Annotated in this window: 33 protein-coding genes and 1 pseudogene; 13 read left to right on the top strand and 21 right to left on the bottom strand. The window is 72.4% G+C overall.

All coding sequences use genetic code 11. The features are described from left to right. Positions 1-346: 346 nt before the first annotated feature. The 8 genes from HUT10_RS07525 to HUT10_RS07490 all read right to left on the bottom strand — a co-directional run bounded on the left by HUT10_RS07525 (position 347) and on the right by HUT10_RS07490 (position 5,636). Positions 347-1,093, bottom strand: coding sequence for a thaumatin family protein (locus tag HUT10_RS07525; RefSeq protein WP_176170503.1), 747 nt, complete (start codon positions 1,091-1,093; stop codon positions 347-349). A 40-nt stretch (positions 1,094-1,133) separates the two neighbouring features. Further along, complete coding sequence (locus HUT10_RS07520) at positions 1,134-1,946, bottom strand: glycoside hydrolase family protein (protein WP_176170502.1); 813 nt, start codon at positions 1,944-1,946, stop codon at positions 1,134-1,136. A gap of 25 nt (positions 1,947-1,971) precedes the next feature. Further along, a complete protein-coding gene (locus HUT10_RS07515; protein ID WP_254896743.1) occupies positions 1,972-2,310 on the bottom strand; it encodes a cysteine/serine endopeptidase inhibitor in 339 nt (112 codons plus the stop codon). A gap of 280 nt (positions 2,311-2,590) precedes the next feature. Then, positions 2,591-3,100 (bottom strand): hypothetical protein, encoded by a 510-nt coding sequence (locus HUT10_RS07510; protein ID WP_176170501.1) that lies wholly within the window; start codon positions 3,098-3,100, stop codon positions 2,591-2,593. 175 nt (positions 3,101-3,275) lie between these two features. Next, positions 3,276-4,136 (bottom strand): SDR family oxidoreductase, encoded by an 861-nt coding sequence (locus HUT10_RS07505; RefSeq protein WP_176170500.1) that lies wholly within the window; start codon positions 4,134-4,136, stop codon positions 3,276-3,278. 66 nt (positions 4,137-4,202) lie between these two features. Further along, positions 4,203-4,643: a MarR family winged helix-turn-helix transcriptional regulator gene (locus HUT10_RS07500; RefSeq protein WP_254896742.1), complete on the bottom strand. Its 441-nt coding sequence runs from the start codon at positions 4,641-4,643 to the stop codon at positions 4,203-4,205. 43 nt (positions 4,644-4,686) lie between these two features. Continuing rightward, a complete protein-coding gene (locus HUT10_RS07495; RefSeq protein WP_176170499.1) occupies positions 4,687-4,848 on the bottom strand; it encodes a hypothetical protein in 162 nt (53 codons plus the stop codon). A 2-nt stretch (positions 4,849-4,850) separates the two neighbouring features. Next, positions 4,851-5,636 carry an SDR family oxidoreductase gene (locus tag HUT10_RS07490; protein ID WP_176170498.1) on the bottom strand — a complete coding sequence of 262 codons (786 nt, stop codon included), beginning with the start codon at positions 5,634-5,636 and terminating at the stop codon, positions 4,851-4,853. Positions 5,637-5,752: 116 nt separating this feature from the next. Between HUT10_RS07490 and HUT10_RS07485 the strand changes: the two genes are divergently transcribed. After that, positions 5,753-6,373: a TetR/AcrR family transcriptional regulator gene (locus tag HUT10_RS07485; RefSeq protein ID WP_176170497.1), complete on the top strand. Its 621-nt coding sequence runs from the start codon at positions 5,753-5,755 to the stop codon at positions 6,371-6,373. A 2-nt stretch (positions 6,374-6,375) separates the two neighbouring features. Here the strand turns inward: HUT10_RS07485 and HUT10_RS07480 are convergent, their stop codons facing one another. Together HUT10_RS07480 and HUT10_RS07475 are read right to left on the bottom strand one after the other, a co-directional pair. After that, complete coding sequence (locus HUT10_RS07480) at positions 6,376-7,107, bottom strand: SDR family NAD(P)-dependent oxidoreductase (protein WP_176170496.1); 732 nt, start codon at positions 7,105-7,107, stop codon at positions 6,376-6,378. Positions 7,108-7,147: 40 nt separating this feature from the next. Then, on the bottom strand, positions 7,148-8,062 hold the full coding sequence (locus tag HUT10_RS07475) for a TIGR03619 family F420-dependent LLM class oxidoreductase (RefSeq protein ID WP_176170495.1): 915 nt from the start codon (positions 8,060-8,062) through the stop codon (positions 7,148-7,150). A 128-nt stretch (positions 8,063-8,190) separates the two neighbouring features. On the opposite strand from HUT10_RS07475, the gene HUT10_RS07470 reads away from it, so the two are divergent. The 5 genes from HUT10_RS07470 to HUT10_RS07450 all read left to right on the top strand — a co-directional run bounded on the left by HUT10_RS07470 (position 8,191) and on the right by HUT10_RS07450 (position 11,169). After that, a complete protein-coding gene (locus tag HUT10_RS07470) occupies positions 8,191-8,700 on the top strand; it encodes a MarR family winged helix-turn-helix transcriptional regulator (RefSeq protein ID WP_254896741.1) in 510 nt (169 codons plus the stop codon). Positions 8,701-8,839: 139 nt separating this feature from the next. Further along, positions 8,840-9,553, top strand: a complete 714-nt coding sequence (locus tag HUT10_RS07465; RefSeq protein ID WP_176170493.1) for a transglycosylase SLT domain-containing protein — start codon at positions 8,840-8,842, stop codon at positions 9,551-9,553. Position 9,554: 1 nt separating this feature from the next. After that, positions 9,555-10,562 carry a CHAP domain-containing protein gene (locus tag HUT10_RS07460; RefSeq protein ID WP_176170492.1) on the top strand — a complete coding sequence of 336 codons (1,008 nt, stop codon included), beginning with the start codon at positions 9,555-9,557 and terminating at the stop codon, positions 10,560-10,562. Then, positions 10,559-10,822, top strand: coding sequence for a YbaB/EbfC family DNA-binding protein (locus tag HUT10_RS07455; protein ID WP_176170491.1), 264 nt, complete (start codon positions 10,559-10,561; stop codon positions 10,820-10,822). Before HUT10_RS07460 ends, HUT10_RS07455 begins: the two co-directional genes overlap by 4 nt. Then, on the top strand, positions 10,819-11,169 hold the full coding sequence (locus HUT10_RS07450; protein WP_176170490.1) for a hypothetical protein: 351 nt from the start codon (positions 10,819-10,821) through the stop codon (positions 11,167-11,169). Before HUT10_RS07455 ends, HUT10_RS07450 begins: the two co-directional genes overlap by 4 nt. 11 nt (positions 11,170-11,180) lie before the next feature. Here HUT10_RS07450 and HUT10_RS07445 read toward each other — a convergent pair whose 3' ends face one another. Then, the gene (locus HUT10_RS07445) at positions 11,181-11,954 is read right to left on the bottom strand and encodes an ESX secretion-associated protein EspG (protein ID WP_176170489.1); all 774 of its coding nucleotides are present in this window, start codon (positions 11,952-11,954) and stop codon (positions 11,181-11,183) included. Between the two features lie 48 nt (positions 11,955-12,002). Between HUT10_RS07445 and HUT10_RS07440 the strand changes: the two genes are divergently transcribed. Further along, on the top strand, positions 12,003-12,788 hold the full coding sequence (locus tag HUT10_RS07440; RefSeq protein WP_176170488.1) for a helix-turn-helix transcriptional regulator: 786 nt from the start codon (positions 12,003-12,005) through the stop codon (positions 12,786-12,788). Here HUT10_RS07440 and HUT10_RS07435 read toward each other — a convergent pair. From HUT10_RS07435 to HUT10_RS07415, 5 genes are all read right to left on the bottom strand, one after another. Further along, positions 12,700-13,293 carry a hypothetical protein gene (locus tag HUT10_RS07435; RefSeq protein WP_176170487.1) on the bottom strand — a complete coding sequence of 198 codons (594 nt, stop codon included), beginning with the start codon at positions 13,291-13,293 and terminating at the stop codon, positions 12,700-12,702. The two genes, HUT10_RS07440 and HUT10_RS07435, sit on opposite strands and share 89 nt — an antisense overlap. After that, positions 13,290-13,982, bottom strand: coding sequence for a hypothetical protein (locus HUT10_RS07430; RefSeq protein ID WP_176170486.1), 693 nt, complete (start codon positions 13,980-13,982; stop codon positions 13,290-13,292). The genes HUT10_RS07435 and HUT10_RS07430 overlap by 4 nt, the downstream gene beginning before the upstream one ends. A 452-nt stretch (positions 13,983-14,434) precedes the next feature. After that, on the bottom strand, positions 14,435-14,722 hold the full coding sequence (locus HUT10_RS07425) for a DUF6507 family protein (protein WP_176170485.1): 288 nt from the start codon (positions 14,720-14,722) through the stop codon (positions 14,435-14,437). After that, positions 14,719-15,939, bottom strand: coding sequence for a PPE domain-containing protein (locus tag HUT10_RS51795; protein WP_176170484.1), 1,221 nt, complete (start codon positions 15,937-15,939; stop codon positions 14,719-14,721). Before HUT10_RS51795 ends, HUT10_RS07425 begins: the two co-directional genes overlap by 4 nt. After that, on the bottom strand, positions 15,932-16,363 hold the full coding sequence (locus HUT10_RS07415; protein WP_176170483.1) for a hypothetical protein: 432 nt from the start codon (positions 16,361-16,363) through the stop codon (positions 15,932-15,934). The genes HUT10_RS51795 and HUT10_RS07415 overlap by 8 nt, the downstream gene beginning before the upstream one ends. A 251-nt stretch (positions 16,364-16,614) precedes the next feature. On the opposite strand from HUT10_RS07415, the pseudogene HUT10_RS52100 reads away from it, so the two are divergent. The 3 genes and pseudogenes from HUT10_RS52100 to HUT10_RS07405 form a co-directional block, all read left to right on the top strand. Next, positions 16,615-17,369, top strand: a pseudogene (locus HUT10_RS52100) (PHB depolymerase family esterase); the annotation flags it as partial. A 3-nt stretch (positions 17,370-17,372) separates the two neighbouring features. Then, positions 17,373-18,068 (top strand): ricin-type beta-trefoil lectin domain protein, encoded by a 696-nt coding sequence (locus HUT10_RS07410; RefSeq protein WP_368660822.1) that lies wholly within the window; start codon positions 17,373-17,375, stop codon positions 18,066-18,068. A gap of 201 nt (positions 18,069-18,269) precedes the next feature. Further along, complete coding sequence (locus tag HUT10_RS07405; RefSeq protein WP_176170482.1) at positions 18,270-19,607, top strand: DUF2254 domain-containing protein; 1,338 nt, start codon at positions 18,270-18,272, stop codon at positions 19,605-19,607. Here HUT10_RS07405 and HUT10_RS07400 read toward each other — a convergent pair. Continuing rightward, positions 19,591-19,968 (bottom strand): hypothetical protein, encoded by a 378-nt coding sequence (locus HUT10_RS07400; RefSeq protein WP_176170481.1) that lies wholly within the window; start codon positions 19,966-19,968, stop codon positions 19,591-19,593. The two genes, HUT10_RS07405 and HUT10_RS07400, sit on opposite strands and share 17 nt — an antisense overlap. 192 nt (positions 19,969-20,160) lie before the next feature. Between HUT10_RS07400 and HUT10_RS07395 the strand changes: the two genes are divergently transcribed. The 3 genes from HUT10_RS07395 to HUT10_RS07385 all read left to right on the top strand — a co-directional run bounded on the left by HUT10_RS07395 (position 20,161) and on the right by HUT10_RS07385 (position 23,391). Then, positions 20,161-21,153 (top strand): zinc-binding dehydrogenase, encoded by a 993-nt coding sequence (locus tag HUT10_RS07395; RefSeq protein ID WP_176170480.1) that lies wholly within the window; start codon positions 20,161-20,163, stop codon positions 21,151-21,153. 79 nt (positions 21,154-21,232) lie between these two features. Next, the gene (locus tag HUT10_RS07390; protein WP_176170479.1) at positions 21,233-22,219 is read left to right on the top strand and encodes an RNA polymerase subunit sigma-70; all 987 of its coding nucleotides are present in this window, start codon (positions 21,233-21,235) and stop codon (positions 22,217-22,219) included. Between the two features lie 113 nt (positions 22,220-22,332). Beyond that, entirely contained in the window at positions 22,333-23,391 is a 1,059-nt protein-coding gene (locus HUT10_RS07385) for a ParB/Srx family N-terminal domain-containing protein (RefSeq protein ID WP_176170478.1), read from the top strand. A gap of 2 nt (positions 23,392-23,393) precedes the next feature. Here HUT10_RS07385 and HUT10_RS07380 read toward each other — a convergent pair whose 3' ends face one another. The 4 genes from HUT10_RS07380 to HUT10_RS07365 all read right to left on the bottom strand — a co-directional run bounded on the left by HUT10_RS07380 (position 23,394) and on the right by HUT10_RS07365 (position 24,925). Continuing rightward, positions 23,394-23,807: a YkvA family protein gene (locus HUT10_RS07380; protein WP_176170477.1), complete on the bottom strand. Its 414-nt coding sequence runs from the start codon at positions 23,805-23,807 to the stop codon at positions 23,394-23,396. Beyond that, positions 23,804-23,974 (bottom strand): hypothetical protein, encoded by a 171-nt coding sequence (locus tag HUT10_RS07375; RefSeq protein ID WP_176169272.1) that lies wholly within the window; start codon positions 23,972-23,974, stop codon positions 23,804-23,806. The genes HUT10_RS07380 and HUT10_RS07375 overlap by 4 nt, the downstream gene beginning before the upstream one ends. A gap of 101 nt (positions 23,975-24,075) precedes the next feature. Next, positions 24,076-24,408: an ATP-binding protein gene (locus HUT10_RS07370; RefSeq protein ID WP_254896738.1), complete on the bottom strand. Its 333-nt coding sequence runs from the start codon at positions 24,406-24,408 to the stop codon at positions 24,076-24,078. Positions 24,409-24,514: 106 nt separating this feature from the next. Beyond that, positions 24,515-24,925, bottom strand: a complete 411-nt coding sequence (locus HUT10_RS07365; RefSeq protein WP_176170476.1) for an STAS domain-containing protein — start codon at positions 24,923-24,925, stop codon at positions 24,515-24,517. Positions 24,926-25,113: the final 188 nt, after the last annotated feature.

The raw sequence follows: 25,113 nt of genomic DNA, 5'->3' as shown, positions 1-25,113 counted from the left end.
GCGCGGAAACCCGCGAGAGGGGGAACCGGCGAGGACCACCCGGGGCGGCATCAGGGTGGGGAGCGGCCGATGCGACTTCGACGGGCTTCGGGGCCGGAGCCGGTCCGCGTGTCGGCACTGGTCGCGTCCGGCGGCCTGGGTTCTCAGCGACTGGGGCGGCGACGACATCGACGCCCGGCTGAAGGGGAACCCGTCCGCGGCGCAGGTGGAGCAGCTCGCCGAGGCCGCGTGGTTCAGCGGGAAGGTGGTCCGGCTCCGTTCTGCCGGCGGGGCGAAGCGGAGCAATCATCCCCCGCGACGGACTCCGGCGGAGCTTTCGCCGCCGGAGTCCGTCGCGGCTCTCGACCTAAACGCGGTTGAAGGTGATCGTGAAGCCGGTGCAGGAGGCGCACTGGTACATCGTCTGGTTGCCCGGCTCGGTGTCCTGCTTGGACCACGCGTACGCCTTGGGGCAGTGCGACTTGATCGCGTCGCTGTAGCTCGTGGGCGCGTCGCGGTTCGGGTTGACGCAGTTGACCAGCGTGCCCGACGGGGAGTACTGCCGGTTCGCGGCCGGGCAGTAGGGCAGCAGGTTCTCCTGGCAGCCCGCCGTGCCGCACGACGTCGAACCCGGCGGCACCGTCGCGTTGACCGGCTCGATCGTGATCGGGACGGAGAACGCGTTGACGTAGCTGACGTCGTACCACGGGGCGAGGCCGTCGGCGGTGTCGAAGTTGAACTCGGCCAGGCTGGCCGGCTGCTCGCCGGTCGCGCAGTGGTCGGCGTACACCCCGCAGTCGCCGACCAGGCAGTGGAAGTCCCGGCCCGCGGTGCCGGTGCACCCCTGGCGGGCGAAGAACTTGCCCCGCCAGTGGCCGGGCGCGGACGCTTCGGGGATCGTGACGGTCGCCGACTGCCCGTCGGCCAGCGTCGGCAGGCTCGCGAAGTTGACCGATCCGTCGGCGTTCACGGTGCTGCCCAGCCAGACGGTCTGGCCGGTGCGGTTGACGAACGTCACCGTGTGGTTGCCCGCCGCGGTGGCCGGGCTCGCCGGTGAACTGACGGTCAGGGCGACCACGAGCGCCGCGGCCGTGGCGAAGAGCCGCTTGAACATGCGCAATGGACCTCCGTTCGGTTCCGGTGCGGGTGGGGGATCAGCCGGCGGCCCGGTAGGCGACGCCGCTGGTGTTCGGGGTGGTCCCCGTGTAGAGGCCGGTCGGGGTGGTCGACGTCGACAGCGAGAACCAGGCGTAGCGCTCGACGAACGACAACCCGTTCAGCATCGCGGTGGACCGGCTGACGAAGTCGGTCTGCTCCGCGGCGGACGGGTAGCGCGGGGTGGCGCCGGAGAAGTCGATCAGCGCGTACTCGGTGACCCAGATCGGCCGGTGGTAACGGTTGTAGACCGCTTGCAGGTACGACTGCAGCTGCCCGGTGGCGGCGGTCGAGAAGTCGCCGCCGTACCAGTGCAGCGGGATGAAGTCGACGCGGTAGCCGCGCGCCGCCGCGCCGCTCATGAACCGGTCGAGCCAGCCGCCGGGCGTGTCCCCGCCGTAGGCCACGGCCGGCGCGCCCAGCCGCAGGCCCGTCCCCTGCAGCTGCGGCCAGAGGTCGAGCGCGGTCTCGACCGACATCTCGGCCTGGCCGGCCAGATCGGGTTCGTTGAACGCGAGCAGGGTCGTCCCGGACGCCTTCGCCTGCTGCAGCTGCGCCGGCGTGACGGAGCCGCGACCCCAGATCATCGGGACGAACTCCGTCCCGGCCGGTGCGGTGACGCCCTGGGTGTCGGCGGCCCAGGTGTAGAACCACCGGGCGCCGACGTCGGCGAGTGCGGTGGTGACGCCGGAAAAGGCGGCCGCGCTGACCCCTTTCTTGGTGCCGGCCGCGGTCGCCGGTGCGGCCGGACCGCCGGCGATGACGACGGCGGCGACGGTCGCGACGAGCAGGATTCTCTTGAGCCGGTTCATGCCGTTCCTCCGGTGTTCCGCCGGGTCACGAACGGACGAACGACCAGGTCACCGGGATGTTGCCCAGTCCGGGGTCGGCGAGCTGGGCGAACGCCGGTGCGCTCAGGTCGATGTGCGCGCTGTCGCAGCTCGGGCACTTGTCGACGACGGGCACGGTGATGGTCCGCCCGTTGTAGGAGACCCGGATGGACACGCCGCGGCACAGCGGGTCGTTGTTCGGGTTGGCCGTGGTCCAGTACGCGGCGGGCGCCGCGACGAGCAGCTGGGTGGCGGCGTCGATCTGCGTGCCGCAGGCGCCGAAACCGGCGTCGTCGTAGTAGGTGGCGCGCCCGTCGACCGGCTGATCGAAGGAATGTCGGCCCACGCTGTCCCGCTCATCGTCAGGGGAAGCGCGGCGGCAGCGGCCAGCACGGCGAGCGACTTGGTGGTCTTGCGCAATTTCCGTCCCTTTCCCTCGTGGTGCGGACACCTGCGAAACCGGCGCCGGTTTCCGCGCCGGATATTACTGCGCTGCGCAATACCACGCTATGACAGGAAATTGTCCGGACGACATTCGTTGTCAACGTTGACAACGGACACGTCGGCGTTCATTTCGGAATCTGCCGGGTAGTGCTCCCGATATTCCGGAAAACGTCGACGGCGGGTCAGTCTGCGAAGCCTTGGTGATCGAGCCGGGAGACGGTGCAGCCGGCCAGCCGGTCGCTCGCGTCGCGCGCGTGGGCTGCGCAGAGCCGCGCGGTCACCCCGTCCTGGTCGGTGATCACCGCGGTGACGGGTTCCGTGCAGGGGGTGTGCAGCCGGTCGTAGTCCCACGCGCCGGCGCACCCGGGATCGGTGCACCAGGCACGTCCTCCGCTCGAGTGCAGCGTGACGCCGTGGGCCGGGCAGACGCCCCAGGGGACGTCGCACAGGCCGGGGTCGCGGGCCACCCGGACCCGGGCCAGGTCTTCGGCCGTCCGGGACACCTCGGCGGTGTAGTCGCTCAGGTCGTGGGTCGCCTTCGCGATGGGCCGGGCGAGGCGCTGCAGGTGACCGTCGGGCGCGGTCTGCAGCCGCGCGGCCACCTCCGCGGTCCGCGCCGCCAGCGCTTCGGCGTCGGCGGCCAGCGCACGCAGCTCGGCCGGCAGGGGCTCGGGCGTGGTCGGCTCAGGCATGCTCGTCCTCGAGTGGTCGGGGTGATCGGTGACCGCGGACTGCGCAGGTACCCCGAATCCCGGGCCGCCAACCATGGCGCGCGGGTACCGGTGTCCAGGTCACCCGCTCGGTCGACCGTCTCCGGCGGGCTGCGCGAGATCTTCGTCTTGGGATCGGACATCGCGTCTTCAGGGATCAGGTCGAGGGGACGGAAATCGTTTCGTGGTAGGTCTTTCCGCTGCTCATCCCGAGCAGCGCGGCAATGCGCCGCTTGGTCAGCGCGGTGGCGACCAGGTCACCGAGGCGCGGCGACAACGCTTCGGCCAGCAGCAGCGTGTTCGCCCTCCGCGGGAGAACCACCCGGCGCTGTCCACGGCGGACTGCGGTCACCACGGCTTTCGCGACGGCGTCCGGTGACAGGGGCGTCATGTGGCGGAACGGCGGCGGCATCTCGGCCACGTCCGCGTCCCGCAACAGGTCGGTGGCGGTCAGCGCGGGGTGGATCACCGAGACCCGGATGCCGTCGGCGGCCACCTCCTGGCGGAGCGCGTCGGAGAACGCGGAGACCGCGTGCATGACGATCGCGTACGAGCCGAAGCGGGCGAAAGCCTTGCGCCCCATGACGGACGACATGGTGACGATCGCCCCCGACCCCTGCCGGCGGAGGACGGGGAGCACCTGCTGCGTCACGCTGATCATCCCGAACAGGCTCGCGCTCTGGGTGAGCCGCAGGTCTTCGGCGAAGCTGCCGTCGGCGACTTCGCCGACCTTGCCGATACCGGCGTTGTTGACCAGCACGTCGACGCGCCCGAACCGGCGCACCGCGGAGCCGACCAGGGCGGCGACCTCCTCGGGAGCGGACACGTCGGTCGGCACCGACAGCGCCTCGGCGCCGAGGGTCAGCACTTCCTGCTCCACCTCGGTCAGCCCCTCGGCCGAGCGCGCTGCGAGAACGAGCCGCGCGCCCTCCGCGGCGAACGCCAGCGCGACCGCCCTGCCGATTCCTCGTGAGGCGCCGGTGATCAGCACCACCTTGCCCGCGAAAGACCTGCTCACGTCTCCTCCTTGAAGTTGTATATGCAACATATGGTCAGAAGCAGCGGCTGAAGACGCTTCACGCACTCAGCTGCCGGGTGGATAACCCATGCCGCGGGCGATCTCGTGGATCGCGTCGGTTCCCGTGGCCCCGAGCAGTTCGGCTGCCTGCTCCTGGCACTTCCGCCAGGCGGGCAGCACGGACTCGATCTTGCGCCGCCCGGCCTCGGTGAGGGCGACCTCCCGGATTCCCTTCGCGTTGGCGGAGACCGCCTCGATCCAGCCGTGGCCGAGCAGGAGGTTCAGGTTGCGGCTGACCGTCGACCTCTCCAGCTGCAACGCCTCGCCGAGCGCCGACGGCGGGCACGGACCCGCCTTGCCCACGGCCGCCAGCAGGTTGAGCTGGGCGATGGTCACGCCGTGGCCGGCGAGAGCTCCGTCGTAGAGGCTGGTGACGGCCCGGCTGATCAGCCGGGTCCGGACCGCCAGGCAGTCGCCCACGATTTCGTCGACGGTGGAAAGCTTCACGACTCCAGTGTTGCATATACACCAAGCGTGGCGCCAGTGGGCTTCACAAGGCGCGCAGCACCCGGATGCGTTCGAGTGCCGGGACGCCGCCCGCGGCCTCGTGCACCAGGCGGTAGCGGCCGTGCACGCGGGGGAAGAAGATCTCGATCCGGGCCCGGGTCGGGGACGCCGGGGTCAGCCGCAGTGCCCGCAGAACGGCGTCCATGATCAGGCGACCCCGGCCGGCAGGGCCGGGCCCAGCAGCAGGCCGCCGTCGAGCACCAGCTCGGTGCCGGTCGCGAACGACGCCTCCGGCGAAGTGAGGTAGAGCAGCGCCGCGGTGACGTCGGCGGGGTCGCCGAGGCGGGGGATCGCGAACGGCTTCGGGTCGTAGAAGTCCGAGATCGGCCGCTCGCCGGGCGCGGCGGGCTCGTGGATCAGCTTGGTCGAGATGACGCCGGGGTGGATGGCGTTCACCCGGATGCCGTCCCGGCCGAGTTCGAGCGCGGCGCTCAGCGTCAAGCCGCGGGTCGCCCACTTGCTCGCAACGTAAGGGGCGTAGAGGGCGGTGCCGCCGTGCGCCATGGTCGAGCCGATGTTCACGATCACGCCGCCGCCGGCTCGCCGCATCGCCGGGGTGACCGCTCTGGTGCCGAGGAACTGGCCGGTCACGTTGATCGCGAAGGTGCGTTCCCAGAGCGCCAGGCCGGTCTGTTCGATCGTGGTGGCGGGGTGCTGGACGCCCGCGTTGTTCACCAGGATCGTCAGCGTGCCGAAGGTCCGCTCGGCCGTGGCGACGGCGGCGGCCCAGTCGTCTTCACGGGTGACGTCCAAGCGGGCCGCGAGGGCGCGGTCGCCCAGTTCCGCGGCGAGTTCCGTGGCCTTGCCCAGGCCGTTCGGCGTGCTGCCGATGACGACGTTCGCGCCCTCGGCGTGGTAGGCCCGGACGTGGCTCTCGCCGAGTCCGCCGGTGCCGCCGGTGATCAGGGCCGTCTGGTGGGTGAAACGTGGCATGGCGTGTCCTCTGGGGATGGTTATGGTGAGCTGACCGGCTCACCTCGCCATCGAACGTACTGGGGCATGAGTGGTGAGTCAAGTGACTCACCTCGCCATCGGGCATACTGCGGTTCATGGGCACCGAACCTTCGGCGTATCACCGGCGCGTGGCCGAAGAGAAGCGCGCGGCCATCCTCGAGGCCGCCACCGGCCTGTTCCTGGCCTCCGGCTACGACGGAACCTCGCTCGCCAGGATCGCCGAGGCGGCCGGGGTCTCGAAGGCCACGCTCTTCAAGCAGTTCCCGACGAAAGCGGCGCTTTTCGACGCGATCGTCACCGAGTCCTGGCAGACCGAGGACTCCGGCGGGCCGGAACCGTCGGCCGCGGACCTGCGGGCCGGCCTGACCGCGATCGGCCACCGGTACGTCGAACTGCTCACCCGCCCGGGGATGACGGCGCTGTTCCGCATCGTCATCGCGGAGCTGCCGCGCTTTCCCGAACTGGGAGAGGCGCAGTTCAGCCGGGGCAAGATGCCCTACTTCGAGTCGGTCAGCCGCTACCTGGCCGATGCCCACAAGGCGGGCGCGGCCGAGGTCGACGACCCGGACCTCGCCGCGACCCAGTTCCTCGGGATGATCTCCAACTTCGTCTTCTGGCCCACGCTCCTGCTCACCGACTGGGCACCGGAGCGGGCTGCGATCGAGCGAGCCGTGGCGGAAGCGGTCACCACCACGTGTGCCCGGTACGGGACCTGACCTCAGACCTGCGTGCGGCCGCCGTCGACGAACAGTTCGGTGCCGGTGACGTAGCTGCTTTCCCCGGAGGCGAGGAACAGGGCGGCGGCGGCGACCTCCTCGGGGCGGCCCACTCGGCGCAGCGGAGTGCCGGCGGCACCGGCGGCTTGGAAGGCGTCGACGTCGGCCTGCCCCGGCTTGGTGCGGATGTAGCCGGGGCTGATGGCGTTCACGCGGATCCCGCGCTCGCCCAGCTCGGCGGCCAGCCCGCGGGCCAAGGACCGGATCGCCGCCTTGGCCGCGGAGTACACGCTCAGCCCGGGCACGGCCACGGTGCCGCCGACGGACGACATCAGGATGACGGAGGCGTCCCGGTTCAGCAGCGGTAGGAGGCGCTGCACGGTGAAGTAGACCCCGCGCGCGTTGCTCGCCATGGTCTCGTCGAAGGCGTCCGGCGTGACCTCGCCGAACGGGGTGAAGCTGCCGCCGCCCGCGTTGGCGAACAGCACGTCCAGGCCCCGGCCGTGCTCCGCCACCGCGGCGTGGAGGCGGTCGAGGTGTTCGGCGCTGGTGACGTCGCCGGGCACGCCGGTGGCGGCGGGACCGAGGTCGCCGGCCGCGGCGGCGAGCGGCTCCGCGCGCCGGCCGGTGAGGAACACCCGGGCGCCCTCGGCGACGAACCGGCGTGCGGTGGCCAGGCCGATGCTGGCCGACCCGCCCGTGATCACGGCAACCTTGCCTGCCAGCTGGGTCATCGGTCTGCCTCCACAATCGCGCGATCGGCGCCGCCCGTGCTCAGCGGGCGGGCACCAGGGAACGGAGTTCGTCGAGCATTTCGAGCTGCACGGGGATCTCCTCGGCCGGCGGCATCGCGAACAGCACCCCGTCGAACCCGCGGTCCCGCAACCGCTCGATGTCGCCGGCGAGCTGCCGCGGGGAGCCGGCGAGGAACGGGCGGTCGTCGCCGATCGGCTTGGCCTGCATGGCGTGGTTGGTCTGCGCCGTCACCGTGAGCGCCGCCGGGTTGCGTCCGAGGCGTTCGGCGGTGGTCCGGAAGCGTTCGGCCTGCGCGGTCACCGCGTCCAGGTCCCAGGTCAGCGGCGTGATGCCGTCCGCGGTGGCCGCGGCCCGGTCGATGCCGGCGTCGGTGTTCGCGCCGATGACGACCGGGATCGTGCCGCGCACGGGCTTCGGGTTGATCTCGGACGCCTCGATCGAGTAGAAGCGACCCGCGTACTCGACCGGATCGGGTCCCCAGCACGCGCGGATCGCCGCGATGACGTCGTCGAAGCCCGCGCCGCGCCGCTTCAGCGGCACGCCGGCGGTCGCGAACTCCTGGGGCATCCAGCCCTGCCCGAACCCGGCGATGGCCCGGCCGCCGCTGAGCTGGTCGAGCGTGGCGTACCGGCGGGCGAGCACGACCGGTGTGTGGAGGAGCGGGATGACGATGTTGGTGCCCAGCGCGATGCGGCTGGTGAACGCGGCGACGTAGCTCAACGTCTCCAGCGGCTCGAAAACGCTCCGGTAGATCTCGGGGGCCCGTTCCAGGGTGCCGTCCGGGCCGGGCAGCAGCGGCGCCATCGGCCGCAGCAGCCGTTCGTAGGTCCACAACGAGTCGTAGCCGAGCCGGTCGGCCGCCTGCGCGACGGTCTTGATGGTCGACGGCGACGCGTGGACTCCGGACACGGGCAGCATGATGCCGAGCTTCACAGCCACTCTCCTGCGGTAGGGCGGAACATCCGACGTCGAGCGTAGCGACAGTTCAAGCGTGAAATCAAGCTTGAAATATGTTCGACGGGTGCGCCCGGAGCCGGTCGGCCGATGGGTACGATCCCCGTGTGGACGACCAGGACGAGACCCGGTGGCTGTCGCCGGACGAGCGCGACGCCTGGTTCGCCCTGGCCTGGCTGATGATCAGGCTGCCGGGCGCGATCGACGCGCAGCTGCAGCAGGACAGCGGCCTTTCGTTCTTCGAGTACCTGGTGCTCGCCACCCTGTCGGAGTCTCCCGGCCGGCGGCTGCGGATGAGCGAACTTGCCCAGCACGTGAACGGTTCGGTGTCCCGGCTGTCCAATGTGGCCAAACGGCTGGAGCAGCGCGGCTGGCTGGAGCGAACGCCCAGCGAGGAGAACGGCCGCTACATCGAGGCGACCCTCACCGAGGCGGGGATGGCGGTGGTCGAGAAGGCCGCACCCGGTCACGTGGCGGCGGTCCGGCGGTACGTGTTCGACGCGCTCCGGCCCGGCCAGGTCACCGAGCTGTCCGCCATCGGCCGCCAGATCGCCGTCCAGGTCGAGGGTGAGAACCTCGGGCCGCCGTTCTCCGGCGGGACTTCGCGCCGGCCCTGAGGTCAGCGGCAGGCACGTATCGCCCGATCGGTGGGCTTCCCCGGCCCGATCAGCCGGGAGCGGGCCGCGCGTGCACCGGGGTTGTCCCTGCGTGCAGCGCGCCTACCGGAAGGCCTGCCCGGACGGACAAGCTCGGACCATGACGAAGCTGAGCGCCGAGCAGATCGCCCGGCACGCCTACGTGGCCGGGTTCCGCGGTCAGGGCCTGACCACCGCCGTCGCGGTCGCGCTGGCCGAGTCCGGCGGGCGGACGACCGCGCACAACGCCACCCCGCCGGACGACTCCTACGGCCTCTGGCAGATCAACATGCTGGGTGCCCTCGGCCCGGAGCGTCGCCGCCAGTACCACCTGAAGTCCGACGACCAGCTGTTCGACCCGGACACCAACGCACGGGTCGCGAACCGCATTTCGGGCGACGGCCACGACTTCACGCCCTGGTCGACGTACACCAACGGCGCGTACAAGCACCACCTGACGGCCGCGCGCCAGGCCGCCCGCGACGTCACCGGGCACCACGGGAAGACCGGGGCGAGCTCGGGTGGCGGCCCGCTGCGGGTGGACGACGCGGTGCTGCACTCCTACGTGCACCGGACCCGGCACGTCGCCGACGCGCTGGGCACCGCGACCGGGCAGCTGCGTGACGTCCGCGAGATCGCCCGGGACAGCTTCGGGAAGATCGGCGAGGAGTCGGGGTTCGCCGACGCGCTGGCGGGGTTCGGCCTGGCGTTGCAGCGGCAGGTCAAGGGCGTCGGCGCGCACGCCGACGGGCTCGCGTCGGCGGCCGGGAAAGCCGCGAAGTCCTATCGCGAGCACGAAACGGCCACCGCCGCCGCGCTGAACGGAAAGGGCTGACATGGACACCGCCGCCCTCGCGCGCTCCTTCGCCGAGGACCTCATCGCGCACCGCAACAAGCTCGCCGGGAAGGCCGAAGACGCCGTCCGCGCCGAATACGCCCTGCATCAGCTCGCCCGGGTGCTGGACGCCCAGCACGACGCCTACCACAAGGAAAGCGCCACGGTCCTGGACCACTGGCACGGCCGCGGCGCCGACGGCTTCCGCCACCACAGCGCGAAGCTGACCAAGGAGCTGCGGATCACCGGTGAGGCGGGTGCGGCGGCGGAGAAGGTCGTCGCGCACGTGGAGTCCACTGTGGACAGTGGGCACACGGCCGTGCAGCGGCTGGTCGACGAGTACACCGCCCAGGCCAAGCAGGTTCTCGACGCCGGTGTCGCGGCCGGGACGCAGGCGGCGCTGATGCGGGCGGTCGGGCACGCCGCCGATCTGGCGCCGCGGTACACCCGGCAGTCCGCGTCGACCCTGCGGCACGTCGACGCGGAACTCACGGCGGCAGCGAAGAAACTGCGGGAGCTGCGGCAGGAACTGACCCACGACGGGGTCGTGGACCAGGCGACGAAGAAGGCGCATCACACCAAGGTTTCCGGGCGGGGCACGGAGATCGTCCACGCGGCGCGGAAAGAACTGGGCACGCGCGAGAACCCGCCGGGCAGCAACCGGAACCCCTACGGCCCGACCGCCGCGTGGTGTTCGTCGTTCGCGACGGCGATGTGGCGCAAGGCAGGGGTGAAGATCCCGGTGCTGCCCTTCAGCGGCGACGTCTACCACTGGGGGCAACGCAACGGCCACGCCTACGGCAGGAATTCCCTGCACGAAGCCAAGCCGGGGGACGTGCTGATCTTCGGCTCCGGCCCGCAGAACACGTCGACGAGCACGCACATCGGCATCGTCGAAAAGGTCGAAGGAAACCGCGTCACCTTGATCGAGGGCAATTCCGGGGACGCCGTCCGCCGGAACACGCACACGCTCTCGGCGTCGACGTTCTACGGAGGGGTGCACCCGTGATCACCGGAAAAGCCGCCGACCGGACGGTCGCCGTGGAGGTCGTGCCCGGCGGGGCGCTGCAGGAGCTGACCCTGGAAGCCGCGGCGCTGCGGCTGGAGCCGGACGAGCTGGCGCGCCGGATCCTGCTGCTGACGGCGGCCGCGTCGGCGCGGGCCACGGCGTCCCTGTGGCACGCCCACGACGGCGTCGAGGCCCTCGGCCTGCCGGAGCCGGGGGAGGCCACGGAAGAGACCACGCCGGACAGCTGGCGGGCCCAGTGAACCGGACGGCGGCAGAGCCGGCCGACGACGCGTTCGCGGCGCCGGACGCCGGCTACGGAACCCGGCTGGCGGCGATCCGCGCGGCGGCCGCGGACGACGGCGTCGCGGTGGTGGTCGACCTGCACGGCGCGCTGGTGGACCTGCGGTTCGAGCGGCGGGCGCTGACCAAGCCGCCGGGGGAGCTGGCCGGGCTGATCCGGCGCCTGGCCGCGGAGGCCGGCGCCGACGCCCTGCGGCAGGGGCGCGAGCTGCTCGGCAGCCTGCTCCCGGAGGAGCCCGAGCCGGCCGCGCGGCCGCACCGCCCTCCGGAACCCGAGTCCTGGGCCCCGGCGACCTGGGCGACGTGACGAGCCGCGGCTCAGCGGACGTCGTCGACCAGGCGCGCCAGGCGGTCGGCGAGCCAGGCGCCGTCGGCGGGCGTGACCGTCACCCACGGCTCGCCGCCGACGTCCTCCGGGGTCACCGCGTACCGGCCGGCCGCCGTGTCGAACCAGGCCAGCACCGGGCTCCGGCCCGCCGGGCCGGTGGCCGCCAGCTGGCCGGCCGCGTACCGCTGCGCCGTCACCAGCGTCGCCAGCGGCCGGACCGCGCGGCCGGTGATCCCGGCCGTGCTCAACGCCCGCTCGAACGCGTCGTAGCCGCTGCGCGCGTATGCGTCCATCGCCGCCGAGTACGCGGCGCGGGGGAGACGCAGCTGGTCACCGGGCCCGGCTTCGAGATCGCCGACCATCCGGGCCACCGCGGGGACCAGGCCGTCCGGGCGGACCGGCTCCAGCACCAGGTCGCGGTCGTCCAGCACGGCGAGCACGCCGGAGCCGTCCCTGGCCGCCGCGAGCAGCCGCCACGGTGCCTCGCCCAGCACCAGCCCGTCGACGCTGAGCGACGGTGAACCCAGCAGCACGACCAGGTCCGCCAATTCCGGGTCGACGTCGTCGCCGTCGGTGAGGCCCGCGTCGGCGAGGCCGGCGAACACCTGGACACCCAGGTCGTCGCGCTCGGCGTGCGTCGCGCCGTGCGACGGCACGTCGAACGGGTACGGCGGCGGCCCGCCCGGTCCCAGGTCCTCCCAGAGGAGATCGAATTCCAGATGCGACAGGATCACTCCCGCCGCCGTCGCGGTGCGCCGCGCCATGGTCCCCCTTCCCGTGCCGAGCGGCCGCCGTCGGGCACGATGGTGCCGATGGCCGAGCCGCAGTCGATGGACGTCCCCGCGAGCGGGTACCTCGTCGTCCGCGCGTCCGGCGCGGCGGCCGCGCGCGCGGCGATCCTCGGCGGCCGCGGCGACCCCGAGAACGTCCAGCTGCTGGTGCGCTGTCCCGTCCCGCGGGCGGTCGCCGAGGCCGGCGCGAAGCTGACGTTCGCCGATGCGACGCTGCACCTGGAGCCGTCCGGCGTCGTGATGCTGACCGTGGCGGCGGCGAAGCTGTCGATCTCGTTCGCCGAGCTGCGGCCGCTGATGTTCCGGCCGGTCGAGGTGGACGCGCCGCTGCGTTCGCTGTTCGCCGGCGCCGTCGCGCACGTCGTGGCGGCCGGTCCGCGGCTCGACCCGCACGGGCTCGCCCACCACCTGCTGGGCCTGGCCGAACTGGTGCTGAGGAGTGCGCTGCGCGTCGAACTGGACCGCGTCGACGCTTTGGCGGCGCGGAGGCGTGAAGCGCTCGAGTACATGCGCGCGCACCTCGGCGAGCAGTCGCTGAGCGCGGACAAGATCGCCGAAGCGCTGTACATCTCGCGCCGGCGGCTGTACCAGCTGTTCGACGACGGCCAAGGCGTGTCGGAACGGCTGAAGGGGCTGCGGGTCGAGCGCGCGAAGGCGTTGCTGGCCGACCCGGCGAAGGCGGGACGCGGGATCGCGGAGATCGCGCGGGACTGCGGGTTCACCAGCGCCCCGCACTTCTCGCGGACGTTCCGCCAGGCGACCGGCCGGACTCCGCGCGAGTTCCGGGAGCGGGCGCTGCGGGGGTGAGGTCGACGCCGGCGACGAGCGTCCCGGCCAGGCCGGCGACCTCCAGCCAGCCGCGGCCACCGGGGGAGTGCAGGGTGAACACGGCCGCGCGCGGCCGGTCCGGGTCGAGCACGACGGCCTGCAGCTGCGCGCCGGACAGGCCGATGCGCTCGACGATCACCACCGGGTAGCCGCGGGCGGTCCGCGCGGAGCTGGTTTCGCGGATGCCGGGCATGGTGTCGGCGATGAAGTAGCCGAGGTCGGCGGCCTCGCCGGGGTGGCCGACCGGGACGACGCCGGCGATGAGCAGGGCGGGATCGGCGTCGCGGTGTTCGACGAGGGCGAGCAGCCCGGCCCGCCGCTCGTGGGCGACCTCCGCGCACTGGACGGCGGCGGCTTCGAGGCCGAGATCGCGCGCGGCGTCCGGGCCGCGCAGGCGGGCCATCAGGGCGTGCAGCTCGGCGGTGGTGCGCTCGAGCGAGTCCAGGTTCACCGGGGTGATCCCCGGAACGGCGGGGAGTTTCACCGGCCACCCAGTGCGGCGGCGAAGGCACCGACGGCCCCCGTCGGCGGCGTGACCGGCACGGCGGGCGTCTTCGCGACGATCGCGCCCAGCTCGCGCCCGACGGCCGAGAAGGTCTCCAGGTGGGTGGCGATTCCGGCGAGGTCGGGTGTTTCCGGCGAGGGGCCGCCGTCGCCGAGGGCGGTCAGCCGCTCGGCGACGCGGGTCGCTTCGGCGTGGTGGGCACGTTCCAGGTCGCGAGCTTCGGTGAGGACGCGATCGAGCTCGTTCTGGCGGTCCGCGAGCCGGCTGCGGGCGGCGGCGAGGTTCGGCTGGGTGACGGGGGAGAACTGGACTTCGGTTTCGGCTTGTTCGACATCGTCGCGCGCACTGGCGACGGCTCGGCGCGCATTCGCCGCCCGGCGGTCGAGGTCCTCGGCCCGGCGGCGGTTCGCGAGGAGGGTGCCGGCCCAGCTTTCGAGGACTTCGGAGGCGGCGCGAAGGGCTTCGCGGGTGGCGGAGAGACCGGCGGCGGCGCGTCCGGCGCGGTCCGCGAGCGCTTGCGCGGACCGGCCGGCCCACTCGGGGATCGTGGCGGGGGTGGGGATTTCCGCGAGGCCGGTTGCGACGGCGGCGCAGCGACGGGCGGCTTCGGCCACGGAGTCGGGGTGGCCGGGGGCGGGGTCGAATCCGAGGCCGCGGAACTCAGCCATGGGTGCGGTCCGGCGCGCCGGGAGCCGGGTGGCTCGGTTCGGGTGTCGGGCGGGTGATGGCGGTGCTCGGTCGGCTCGAGGCCGAGCGGCGGGGCTCGGGTGTCGAGCGCGCGAGGGCGGTGGTTGGGCGGCCCGTGGCCGGGCAGGAGGGCTCGGGTGTCGGGCGGGCGAGGACGCTGCTCGGTCGGCCCGAGGCCGAGCGACGGGGCTCGGATGTCGAGCGCGCGAGGGCGGTGGTTGGGCGGCCCGTGGCCGGGCAGGAGGGCTCGGGTGTCGGGCCGGCGAGGGCGGTGCTCGGTCGGCCGAAGGCTGGGTGGCGGGGTTCGGGTGCCGGGCGGGTGAGGGCATTACTGGATCGGCCGGTGGTCGGGCGGTGGGGCTCGGGAGCCGAGCGGCGGGCGAGGGCGCGCTCCGCCTCGCCGGAGGTAAGCCGGTCCGGCCCGTGATTCCGGTCAGCCATCGGCCCGGCCCAGCTCCTCGGCCGCCGCGGTGTCCGTGGCGCGGTACGCCTGCGCGGCCTTCCGGACTCCGGCCGCCGCGTCGGCGAAGTTCTGCTCCACCGCCCGGATCCTGCCCGACCACGTGGCGGTCAGCGCGGTGAGCGCCGCCGGGACCGGGCCCGGTCCGAGGTCTTCCGGTGGCTGCAGGGAGTCCGCGGCCGAACGGTACTCGTCCGCGGTGTCCGCCAAGCGCCGCGCCAACGCGTCGAGGGCCGACGGGTCCGCGTGGAAGCCGGTCATTCGCCGAACACCGGGGGATACGCCGGCGGGAGGTCGTCGAGCAGGTCGTAGCCCTTCGCGTACTTGTCGCGGTGCTCGGTGTCCTCCTCGCGCCGGGGGCCCTGGCCCGGCGGGTACATGCCGTACCCGCCCGGTGCGCCGCGGCCGTTCGTCCCGCCCGGGCCGAAGCCCGACGTCCCGGCCCCGAACCGGCCCGCCCCCGCTCGGCCGCCTTCGCCGGGCGTCCCGGAGCCGGGCGTCCCGGAGCCGGGTGCCCCGGAACCCGGTGTCCCGGAACCCGGTATGCCGGCCACCGGAACACCGGTGAAGCCGGGACCCCAGCCGGAACCGGAGCCGGCGGGCCCGGCGGCGCCGATGACCCCGTCGAGCACGCCCGGGACCCCGGCGCCGGTGAACGTGGGCGGCAGCGCGGACGCCGTCGACGTCGAGTCGTCCGGTCCGGTGCCAGGCCGGTCCGGCGGCCCTGGCTCGTGGGGGACCGAAGGCGGGCCCGGGTCGTGGGTGACCGGAGGAGCCGGGTCGTGGGTCACCGGTGGCCGCGGTCCGGAGCCGGAGCCGGTGGTCACCGGCGGGGCCGTGTCGAACTCCGGGGGCAGGCGGTGGCGGACCTCGTGGCTGGCGCTCTCGTACTGCTCCATCACCCGGACGGCCGCGGCCTTGGCGTCGTCGGCTTCCTTCTTCGTCGGCAGCTTGTCGTCGAGCAGCTGGTCCAGCATGTACGCCCCCTCGGGGCCGTCGAGCCGCTTCACCGCGTACCCCTGCCGGAACCACCGCTCGGCCCAGTAGTGCACCGGCTCGGGCATCCGGTGCCGGGCTTCGCTGACCACCGACGTGTACTCGTCGAGGCCGGAGCCGACGCGGTGGGCGTTCTCCCCCACCGTCGCCGCCCAGCCGGTCAGCCGGTCCACCGAGGCCACGGCCTGGTCCGCCGACGGCCCCTGCCACGACTCCTTCAGCTTCCCGACCAGCGCCGACACCTCGTCGGTCGCGGCGCTGACGCCGGCGGCCACCTCTTTCCACCAGGCCGCGTGCTGGTCGAGTTTCGCCGGGACGGCCGACTGCACCATGTCCCACAGCTCACGGTGCTCGTAGCTGTCCCAGTTGATCCGGCCGAACGTGGCTTCGCGGTCGTTGACGGCCTTTTCGCGGCGGACACGACGGGCCTTCGCCCGCTGCCGCGCGGTCGGGGCGTGGTGCGTCGAGTGGAACTCAGGCATCGACGTCCCCCGTCGGCAGGCCCGCGGCGGCCTCTGCGTCGTTGCCCTGGTGCATCGTCACGACCGTCTCGAGCGTCTGCCGCAGCGTCGCCAGCTCGGCCAGGTAGGACTGCAGCGCGGCCTGGACCCCGCCGGCCTCGGCGCCGCCGCGCACCGCGAACGACCGGCGCATCCAGTGCGCGACCGGGCCCTTGCCGTCGGCCAGGTCGGTGTCGAGGACGCGGGCCGTCTCGAGGTGGCGGCTCAGCTCGTCGTAGCGCTCGTCGATCGCCTTCTTGAGGCCCTCGACCCCGTCGTAGTGGAGTTCGATGCGGCCGGCGCTCACGGTGGTCACCGGCCCCGTGACGACCAGCTCGTCCGTCTCGCGCTGCCGCTCGGCGCGCAGCTGCCGCCGCGCGTCGGCCTCGTTCCGCACCGTCGCCATCAAGGTCCTCCTCGCCGCCCAGGGTGTCCATCCTGGCCAATGCCCGCCGCGTTGAGAAGAGCGACCCACCCGGGTGCACGGACGGACAGGAAAGCTGCACGGGCGGATACGACGGGGACCGGAATCGTCCGCGGCATTTTCCGATAATCCTTGACAACGCCGAATCGGGCACTTCGGAATCGGGGCGAAAAGTAACTTTCATCGGCGAATCGGGTGATCATTGACCTGCTCGTCGCCCGCTCTTATCGTGAATGACGTCTCTCCGGTTCGGCAATCGGACCGATTCACGGCGCGGAGCAGCCGCATTCCTGAAGCAGCGCATCCGGCGACGACGGCGGAGGAAAACGATGAAACGGCTGATCCGCGGCCTGCTGGCGCTGGTCCTGATGCTGCCGCTGGCGGTCACGTTCCTGAACACCGGGTCCGCCGCGGCCGCCACCCTGACCAGGGTCACCGACTTCGGCGCGAACCCCACCAACCTCGGCATGTACGTGTACGTGCCCGACACGGTGGCGGCGAAGCCGGCCCTGCTCTTGCTGGTGCACTACTGCAGTGGCTCGGCGGGCGCGATCTTCAACGGCAACGGCCACGACTACGTGACGGCGGCCGACCGGTACGGCTACGTCATCGTCGTGCCCGAGGCCACCCGCGACGGGCACTGCTTCGACGTGTCGACGAAGGCGGGCCTGACCCGCAACGGCGGCAGCGACTCCACCGGCATCATGTCGATGGTGGCCTGGGCGCGCCAGCGCTACAACGTGGACCCGGGCCGCATCGTGGTCAGCGGGTTCTCCTCGGGGCCATGATGACCAACGTCCTGGCGGCCGAATACCCGGACGTCTTCTCCGCCGGGGCCGCGTTCTCCGGTGTGCCCGCCGGCTGCTTCGCGACCACGGACGGCTCGCTGTGGAACAGCCAGTGCTCCGGCGGGAACATCGTCAAGACGGCGCAGCAGTGGGCCGACCAGGCCCACGCCATGTACCCCGGTTACACCGGCGCCTACCCGCGGATGCAGCTGTGGCACGGCGACCAGGACACCACCCTGGCGTACCGCAACTTCGGTGAAGAGCTGAAGCAGTGGACCGCCCTGCACGCGCTGACCACGACGCCGTCCTTCACCGACCACCCCCAGTCGTCCTGGACGCGGACCCGCTACGGCGACATCGGCACCCGCGCCACCGTGGAAGGCGTCGTCGTCGCGGGCACCGGGCACACCCTGCCGCAGGCCGGGATGCTCGCGTACGCGATCTCCTTCCTCGGCCTCGACAGCGGCGGCAGCACCGGAAGCCGCAGCGGTCCGGTGCGCTCGGTCGCCGCCGGGCGCTGCCTCGACGTCCCGGCCCGGTCGACGACGCAGGGCACCCGGTTGCAGCTGTGGGACTGCAACGGCGGGACGAACCAGACGTGGACGGCGACGGACGCCACCGAGCTGACCGTCTACTCCGGAGACACGCTGCGCTGCCTCGACGCCGAGGGCGGTGCCACCAGCCCGGGCACGGCGGTGATCATCTGGGCGTGCCACGGCGGGACCAACCAGAAGTGGCGGACCAACGCCGACGGCACGATCACCGGAACCCAGTCCGGGCTGTGCCTGGAGGCCCCGGCCGGCTCGACGGCCAACGGGACCGCCGTCCGGCTGGGCACGTGCAACGGCGGCCAGAACCAGAAGTGGAGCGGCCCGGCCTCGACCACCGCCACGCGGTGACAACGGCAGCAGTTCCGACGGCACGATCCCGTGTGTCCGAACTGGACTGTTCGGGGACGCGCCCGGCGCCGGACCGGCCAACGGCGCCGAAGCCTCCGACCCGGCTACCAAGAAGCGTGTCCTCCGTTCGGGGTTATCCCACTCCGGCACGGGTAGGCCTTCCGGTCGAAGCCCGTTCTGCCGACCGAGAGGGAACCGACCATGCTGTCGTTGCGCACCCGGCACCGTCTCCGAGGCGAGCTCTGGATCGTTCCGCTGCTCTGCGTGCTCGCTTCGATCGCGCTGTCCCTGATCACCGTGGCAATCGACCGGGCGTTCGGCGACCGCCTCGTCCCGACCGCCATCACCGGCAAACCGGACGCGGTGTCCACCATCCTCAGCACGATCGCGTCGGCCATGGTCACCCTGACCACGCTCGTGCTGACCATCACCACGGTGGCCGTGCAGCTGGCCATGGGGCAGTTCTCGCCGCGGATCGTGCGGGCCCTGCTCCAGGACCGGGCCAGCCAGCTCGCCTACGGCCTGTTCGCCTCGACCTTCACCTTCGCCATCCTGGCGCTGCGCGAGCTGGACGTCGCGGGCGGCGGTACCGTGCCCGGCCTGACGGTCCTGGTGGCCTACCTGCTGATGCTGGCCAGCATCGTCACCTTGTTCGTCTACATGCACCACTCGGGGAACTCGTTGCGGGCCGCCGGCCTGATCGACCTGGTCGGGGACCACCTCCACGAACAGATCGACCGGCTCTACGCCGACGACGACCCCGCGCCCGCCCCGCGCGACGTCGTCGTCTGCCCTGGCGCCGGGAGCGTGGTCGACCTCGACCGCCGAGCCCTGGTCGCCGCCGCTCGCGACGCCGGCTGCGTGCTCGAACTGGTTCCCATGATGGGTGACTTCGTGCCCGCCGGCGCGCCCCTGTTCCGGATTCACGGGACCGCTGCCGGGCCGGATCACGCGCGGCTCTCCGGGTACGTCGTCCTGGCCGCCGAACGCACGCACGGTGACGACCCCGCGTACGGCTTCCGCAAGCTCGTCGACATCGCCGAACGCAGCATCGCCCAGCCGTTCACCGATCCGACCACGGCGGTCATGGTCATCCACCGCCTGCACGACGGCCTCCGCCAGCTCGCCACCCGGACGTTCCCGACCGGACGGCACCACGACGACCACGGCGACGTCCGGCTCATCGAGCGCGTCCTCGGCTGGGACGGCTACGTCCGCCTCGCCTTCGACGAGCTCCGGCTCGCCGGCGCCGCGTCGCCGCAGATCCCACGCCGGATCTTCGCCGCGCTGCAGGACCTCAAGACTGTCGCACCACCGGAACGGCATCCCCCGCTCGACCGGCAGGTGGAGCTGCTCACCGCGGCGGTCGAGCACCGATTCGACGGGCCCGATCGGGATGCCGTGCTCGCGCCTGACGTTCAGGGTGTGGGTTCCGGAGCCGATCTGAGCACCCGGCCTCGGCCGATCGAGGAGCATTCGGCGAATTCCGCGGCGGACGGGAGGACGGGCAACGGCGCCCGCGTCACCAGACGATTCTGATGCACGAGGCCATTGCGCAGAAACAGAGAACCCACAGGACGATCGGTCCGGACGCCCCGCTGAACTCGATCAGGTTGCCGATCTTCATTTTGATCTTGTCGAACCTCGATTCGAACGCCGTGATGATCAGGAACGACGCCACCGCGGCGGCGGGAAGCCCGATGATGGCCGGGAAGTGGTGATCGACCAGGTCCATGACCCACGGCTCTCGACGCCACGACGCGACCGCCACCGGGAAGGTGAAGACGATCATCTGGGCGGCGCCGACAATACCGCCGATCCACGCCGCGGTGCGCCGGAAATGGCTGTTGTGCGTGGTGCCTTCGTCGTCGGATCTTCGCCTGCTGGGTTCGATGGCCACGGCTGTGAAGCGCGGACTGTTCGGAATATGCAACTCGGCGGCCGAAGGTTCACCCGGACGTCGTACCGTATCGCCGCGGCCGGTCCGACAGCGCTGCTGATCGCGGCCGATTCCTTTCCGGGTTCCCCGGGGTCTTCCTGTGGACCCCGACGGCCCACCAAGGCGGCCGTCCCGGAATGAGAGCCGACAGCCGTGAACTTTCCCGCCACGATGCGCGCGTTGCAGCAGACCTCCCTCGATGGCCCGCAGGACATGCGCCTGATCACCGACGCGCCCGTGCCGGTGCCCGGCCGGGGCGAGGTGCTGGTCCGGGTCCTGGCCGCCGGGGTCAACTTCGCCGATCTCTCCCGAGCCTGCGGCACCTTCGGGAATGGCCCGCAGCCGCCGTACCTGGCGGGTTTCGAGGCGGCCGGGGAGGTCGTGGCGGTGGGCGAGGCGGTGACCGGCCTGCCACCGGGGACGCGCGTGGCCGGTGTCGGCGAGGGGGCCTTCGCCGAGTACTTCGTCCTTCCCGCCGCTGCCGCGATGCCGGTGCCGGCGGGCTGGAGTGCCGAGCAGGCACTGGGCCTGGTCGTGAACCGGCCGACCGCGCTCGCCGCCCTCAAGCCGCTCGGCCGGGTGGCAGCCGGGCAGACCGTGCTGGTCCACGCCGCGGCCGGCGCGACCGGCCAGGCCGCGGTGACCCTGGCCAAGCACTACGGCGCGACCGTCATCGGGACCGCGTCGACGGGCAAGCACGACACCGTGCTGGCACTGGGGGCCGACCACGTCCTGGACTCGCGCGGAGGTCACCTCGCCGCCGACGTCTTGCGCCTGACCGGCGGTGCCGGCGTCGACCTGGTGCTGGAGTCGGTGGGTGGCCCGGGCTTCGCGGCGAGCCTGGCCGCGGCCAAGCCGGTGACCGGCCGGGTCGTTGTCTACGGCCTGGCCGGCGGGGAAGCCTCCCTGACCAACTGGGAGCTGGTGTACCGGTACCCGGTGCAGGTCATCGGGCTCAACATCGGCACGCTGATCCGGAGCGCGCCCGGGATGTTCGGTGAGCTCATGGGCGAGCTGTCCGCACTCGTCGCCGCCGGGGTGCTCGCCCCCGCGCGCCCGGTCACCTACGCGCTTGCCGACGGGCCCGCGGCCCTCGCGGAACTGGCCGCCCGGACGACCACGGGCAAGCTGGCGCTGCTGCCCTGACCCGCGCGTCGATTCCTTTTCCGTGGAGTGCCGGTCATACCGGAGGATGGCGTCGACCCACGGGAACGAGGAGCAACGCATGGCAGGCAGGCGATCCGCGACGGCGCGCGACCAAGACCGGTTCGAGGCCGAGACCGCGGGGTTCCGCCGGGAGCTGCTGGCGCACTGCTACCGCATGTCGGGTTCGGCGCACGACGCGGAGGATCTGGTGCAGGAGACCTACCTGCGCGCGTGGCGGTCCTACGCCGGCTTCGAGGGCCGGTCCTCGGTCCGGTCCTGGCTCTACGCCATCGCCACCAACGTCTGCCTGACCGCGTTGGAGCCGCGGCGGAACCGGGTGCTGCCCTCGGGCCTGGCCGGTCCCCACGACGGACCCGATCGCCCGCCGGTCCCGGCCGCGCCGGGGGAGGTGTCCTGGCTGGAACCGGTGCCGGACCACTGGGTCGCCGATCCGGCGGCGACCGTGGTCGCGCGCGAGTCACTCCGGCTCGCGCTCGTCGTCAGCCTGCAGCAGTTGCCGGCGCGGCAGCGCGCGATGCTGATCCTGCGCGACGTGCTGGCGTTCACCGCGCCCGAAACGGCCCGGATCCTGGGGACGACCACGGCGGCGGTCAAGAGCGGTCTGCAGCGCGCTCGCGCGCGCCTGGCCGAGCTCGAACCGTCGCCCGAGGACTTGCTCGAACCGGCCGACCAGCGGGCACGGGCGCTGCTCGAGGGTTATGTCGCCGCGTTCGAACGCTCCGACGCCGTCCTGCTGGAGCGGGTGCTGCGCGCCGACGCCACGCTGGAGGCGACACCGTTCCGCCAGTGGTATTCCGGGCGGGTGCGGTGCCTGCACCTGCTCGACACGTATGTCCTGGGCAGGCCGGGCGACTGGCGCATGAGCGCCACGACCGCCAACGGCCAGCCGGCCGCCGCGGTGTACCACCGGGACACCGGCGGCGTGCTCCGGGCGCACGGCATCGTGGTGTTGACGCCGACCGCCACCGGCATCTCCCGCGTGGTCGAATTCCACGATCCGGCGCTGGTCGGCACGTTCGGGTTCCCGGGGCGGCTCGCGGCCTGATCCGAGGTTGTCCGTTCACGGCGGTGTCGGAGGATGGACACCTGGAGGTCGGACGGTGTTCCCTGGGACAACGCAGGATCTCGCCGATGTCCGTCGCACGCCCTGGGGTGGAAATGCGCAGTCGCGCCGAGTTCGGCCGGTTCTTCACCGTCGTCGTCGCGGTGGCCGCCGGTGCCGCGTTGCTGAGCCCGGCGGCCACCGCCGCCCCGGGCGGCCGGCCGTCGTTCTGCGGCCACGACCACCGGTCGACGCCGAACGGCGGGTACCTGTGCGCCCGGGCCGGCGACCTGCTCGACGTGCGGATCGGGGACGTGCGCCCGACTCAGCCGTCACTGGGCTACGACGAGGTCTACTACAAGCTGGGCCGCTACACGCTCGGCAAGGACGCGGTCAACAAGAAGTTCGACGACTGGTGCGAGGCCGACGGCCGGATCGCCGCGGCGTCGGTGTCGCCCGGGGCTCGCCTGGACGACCCTTCGTCGTTCACCTGCCGGCTGGCGGTCGGCGCGGAGACGGCGGACAGCGTGGCGGCGATGAAGACGGTCGTGATCGGGCCGTGCGGTGAGCCGTTCCTGACCGACGGGCACCACACGCTGACTTCCTTCGCCGAAACCCCCGACGGCGGCCTGAACCTGCACGTCCGCCTGCGGGTGCTGGCGAACTACAGCACGCTGACCCGCCGGGACTTCTGGGCGCGGATGCAGGAGCACAAGTGGGTGTGGCTGCGTGACGCGGACGGCAACCCGATCACCGTGAACAAGCTCCCGAAGTCCGTCGGGCTGGACAACTTCGGCGACGACCGGTTCCGCGGCCTGCTCTACTTCGGCCGCGACATCGGGTACACGCAGAACACCCTGCCGTTCCAGGAGTTCTACTGGGGCGCCTGGCTGCGCGACGCCGAACCGGTCGACCTGAGCACGTGGCACCCCGGCGACCTGGCCAGCTACCTGGCGACAGTCCAGTCGGTCACCCAGGCGATGGTCGCGTTGCCCAAGGACTCCGTGGTGGACAGCGGTTTCACGGCCGCGGACCTCGACGCCCTCGACGCCTGGAACGACGGCGCGGACCCGGCCAAGGGCGAGTTCGGCAAGCTGAGCAAGCCCTACACCGACGCCAAGCCCGGCAAGCTCGCCTACGCCTTGGAGTACAAGAAGGTCCACGGCCTCGGGTGAGCTCAGGGGGCTGACTCGCGCAGGCCGGTGAGCCGGGTCAGCGCGGCGAAGCCGTCGTCGGTGCCGGGCCAGTGGGCGCGGACGGCGTCGAGTCCGGCGCGGCGGACGACGCTGCGCAGGACGGCGGTGACGATGATGGCGTCGTCGGCGTAGCCGAGGACGGGGATGAAGTCCGGCACGAGGTCGATGGGCAGGGCGAGGTAGGCCAGCAGCAGCCCGAGCCGGACGCGGACGCCGCGGGGGAGGGTTCTGTCGGCGGCCAGGCGCCGGATGAGGCGCAGGACGTCGGGCAGCAGCCGCAGTGCTTCCCGCAGCAGCCCGCCGCGCGGCCGGACCACCAGCAGCGCCGCGACGAGCACCAGCCAGGCCAGCAGCAACGCGGCGGCCAGGCCGATGAGCAGGTCCCACCCGGTCATCGCTCGTCCCCCGTCGGCAGCCGGGGTGCTTCGGCGTGCAGGGCGGCCTCCTCGAAGGCGGCGAGCTCCTCGGCGGCCTGTTCGACGGCGTCGCGGGCGGCTTGGCCGCCGGGGGTGCCAAAGTAGTCCCGGGTGGCGATCTTGTCCAGCCACGTAACGAAGAGCACCCGGGTGTGAGCGTCCGTTCCTCAGCCGGCGGCGCGGCTGAGGTCGATCTCGGCCCACACCGTCTTCCCGGTCGGACGTTGCCACTGACCCCACGACACGCTCATCGCGTTGACCAGCTTGAGCCCGTGCCCGCCGTCGACCGCGGCCGGGCGGGGCAGGCGGGGTCGACGCACGTGTCGTCGACTTCGACGGACAGCCAGTCGCGTTTGCGCAGGAGCCGGACCTGACGGGGTGGCTTTCCGTGCCGGAGCGCGTTCGACGTCAGCTCGTCGACCACCAGCAGCGCGTCGGCTCGCTGGACTTCGGGCAGGTCCTGCAGCAGCCGGCCGGCCCAGGCGCGCACCCTGGCCAGCTCGGCGAGGTCGTCGGCGACCTCGAGGGCGATGACGCGCAACGAGTCGTCGACGTCGGTCGTCTGCTGTTCGGTCGGCATCGGGGCGGGACCTCTTCCTGATCGCGGCCGCACGCGTTCCGTGGAGCCGATGTCGCGGGGATTACCCGGTGGCCGGGCGGGCCATGCGCGTGATTTCGCTTCCGGGTCAGCGGAGCCGGGCCACCAGCGCCAGCCAGGTTTCCGCTTCGGCGCGGTCGCTGTGCAGGGGCAGGACGCGGTCCAGCTGCAGCAGCTTGACCGGCCGGATGATCGCGCGCTGCGTGGCGATGATCGCGCACGGGATGCCGCGGGCGTGGGCGTTGGTGACGGCTTCGAGCAGGACCGAGAGGCCACCGGAGGAGCAGAAGCCGACCGCGTCGAGGTCGATGATCAGCGCGCGGGGCCGGAGCTTCAGTTCGTCGTCCAGTCTGTCTCGCAGACGCGGTGAGGTGGCCAGGTCGAGGTCGCCGGTCACCGTCACCGCCGTCGCGTCCGCGGTGGTGGTCACGGTGATGCGGGTGCGCGCGTGCCGGTCCGTTTCGATGTCGCGGTGGTGGCTCGTGACGGTGCTGGGCATGGGGACCTCTCGTCGGTGCGAGAGGGTTGGTACGCCGCGCCTCCCGCGGTGGCGGCCCGCGGGGTGGGCAGGCCGGACCGGTTCGGGGGCGGCTGGTGGTTTCAACCGCGGCCTGGAACGCCCGAAGCGTGTTTAAGACCGAACGGGTACTGCCCAGGTTGCCGGGAACTCAATCACGTCTCGGCCGG

The organism is Amycolatopsis sp. Hca4 (assembly GCF_013364075.1).
GTDB lineage: Bacteria > Actinomycetota > Actinomycetes > Mycobacteriales > Pseudonocardiaceae > Amycolatopsis.
The sequence above is the reverse complement of the archived record's forward strand: the minus strand, read 5'-3'. Positions and strand labels throughout refer to the sequence as shown.

Excerpts from the sequence above, each read along its gene's own strand:
- HUT10_RS07525 (WP_176170503.1), bottom strand. The coding sequence starts at position 1,093 with ATGTTCAAGCGGCTCTTCGCCACGGCCGCGGCGCTCGTGGTCGCCCTG.
- HUT10_RS07520 (WP_176170502.1), bottom strand. The coding sequence starts at position 1,946 with ATGAACCGGCTCAAGAGAATCCTGCTCGTCGCGACCGTCGCCGCCGTC.
- HUT10_RS07510 (WP_176170501.1), bottom strand. The coding sequence starts at position 3,100 with ATGCCTGAGCCGACCACGCCCGAGCCCCTGCCGGCCGAGCTGCGTGCG.
- HUT10_RS07495 (WP_176170499.1), bottom strand. The coding sequence starts at position 4,848 with ATGGACGCCGTTCTGCGGGCACTGCGGCTGACCCCGGCGTCCCCGACC.
- HUT10_RS07490 (WP_176170498.1), bottom strand. The coding sequence starts at position 5,636 with ATGCCACGTTTCACCCACCAGACGGCCCTGATCACCGGCGGCACCGGC.
- HUT10_RS07485 (WP_176170497.1), top strand. The coding sequence starts at position 5,753 with ATGGGCACCGAACCTTCGGCGTATCACCGGCGCGTGGCCGAAGAGAAG.
- HUT10_RS07480 (WP_176170496.1), bottom strand. The coding sequence starts at position 7,107 with ATGACCCAGCTGGCAGGCAAGGTTGCCGTGATCACGGGCGGGTCGGCC.
- HUT10_RS07465 (WP_176170493.1), top strand. The coding sequence starts at position 8,840 with ATGACGAAGCTGAGCGCCGAGCAGATCGCCCGGCACGCCTACGTGGCC.
- HUT10_RS07460 (WP_176170492.1), top strand. The coding sequence starts at position 9,555 with ATGGACACCGCCGCCCTCGCGCGCTCCTTCGCCGAGGACCTCATCGCG.
- HUT10_RS07445 (WP_176170489.1), bottom strand. The coding sequence starts at position 11,954 with ATGGCGCGGCGCACCGCGACGGCGGCGGGAGTGATCCTGTCGCATCTG.
- HUT10_RS07440 (WP_176170488.1), top strand. The coding sequence starts at position 12,003 with ATGGCCGAGCCGCAGTCGATGGACGTCCCCGCGAGCGGGTACCTCGTC.
- HUT10_RS07430 (WP_176170486.1), bottom strand. The coding sequence starts at position 13,982 with ATGGCTGAGTTCCGCGGCCTCGGATTCGACCCCGCCCCCGGCCACCCC.
- HUT10_RS07425 (WP_176170485.1), bottom strand. The coding sequence starts at position 14,722 with ATGACCGGCTTCCACGCGGACCCGTCGGCCCTCGACGCGTTGGCGCGG.
- HUT10_RS51795 (WP_176170484.1), bottom strand. The coding sequence starts at position 15,939 with ATGCCTGAGTTCCACTCGACGCACCACGCCCCGACCGCGCGGCAGCGG.
- HUT10_RS07415 (WP_176170483.1), bottom strand. The coding sequence starts at position 16,363 with ATGGCGACGGTGCGGAACGAGGCCGACGCGCGGCGGCAGCTGCGCGCC.
- HUT10_RS07410 (WP_368660822.1), top strand. The coding sequence starts at position 17,373 with ATGCAGCTGTGGCACGGCGACCAGGACACCACCCTGGCGTACCGCAAC.
- HUT10_RS07405 (WP_176170482.1), top strand. The coding sequence starts at position 18,270 with ATGCTGTCGTTGCGCACCCGGCACCGTCTCCGAGGCGAGCTCTGGATC.
- HUT10_RS07390 (WP_176170479.1), top strand. The coding sequence starts at position 21,233 with ATGGCAGGCAGGCGATCCGCGACGGCGCGCGACCAAGACCGGTTCGAG.
- HUT10_RS07385 (WP_176170478.1), top strand. The coding sequence starts at position 22,333 with ATGCGCAGTCGCGCCGAGTTCGGCCGGTTCTTCACCGTCGTCGTCGCG.
- HUT10_RS07380 (WP_176170477.1), bottom strand. The coding sequence starts at position 23,807 with ATGACCGGGTGGGACCTGCTCATCGGCCTGGCCGCCGCGTTGCTGCTG.
- HUT10_RS07370 (WP_254896738.1), bottom strand. The coding sequence starts at position 24,408 with ATGCCGACCGAACAGCAGACGACCGACGTCGACGACTCGTTGCGCGTC.
- HUT10_RS07365 (WP_176170476.1), bottom strand. The coding sequence starts at position 24,925 with ATGCCCAGCACCGTCACGAGCCACCACCGCGACATCGAAACGGACCGG.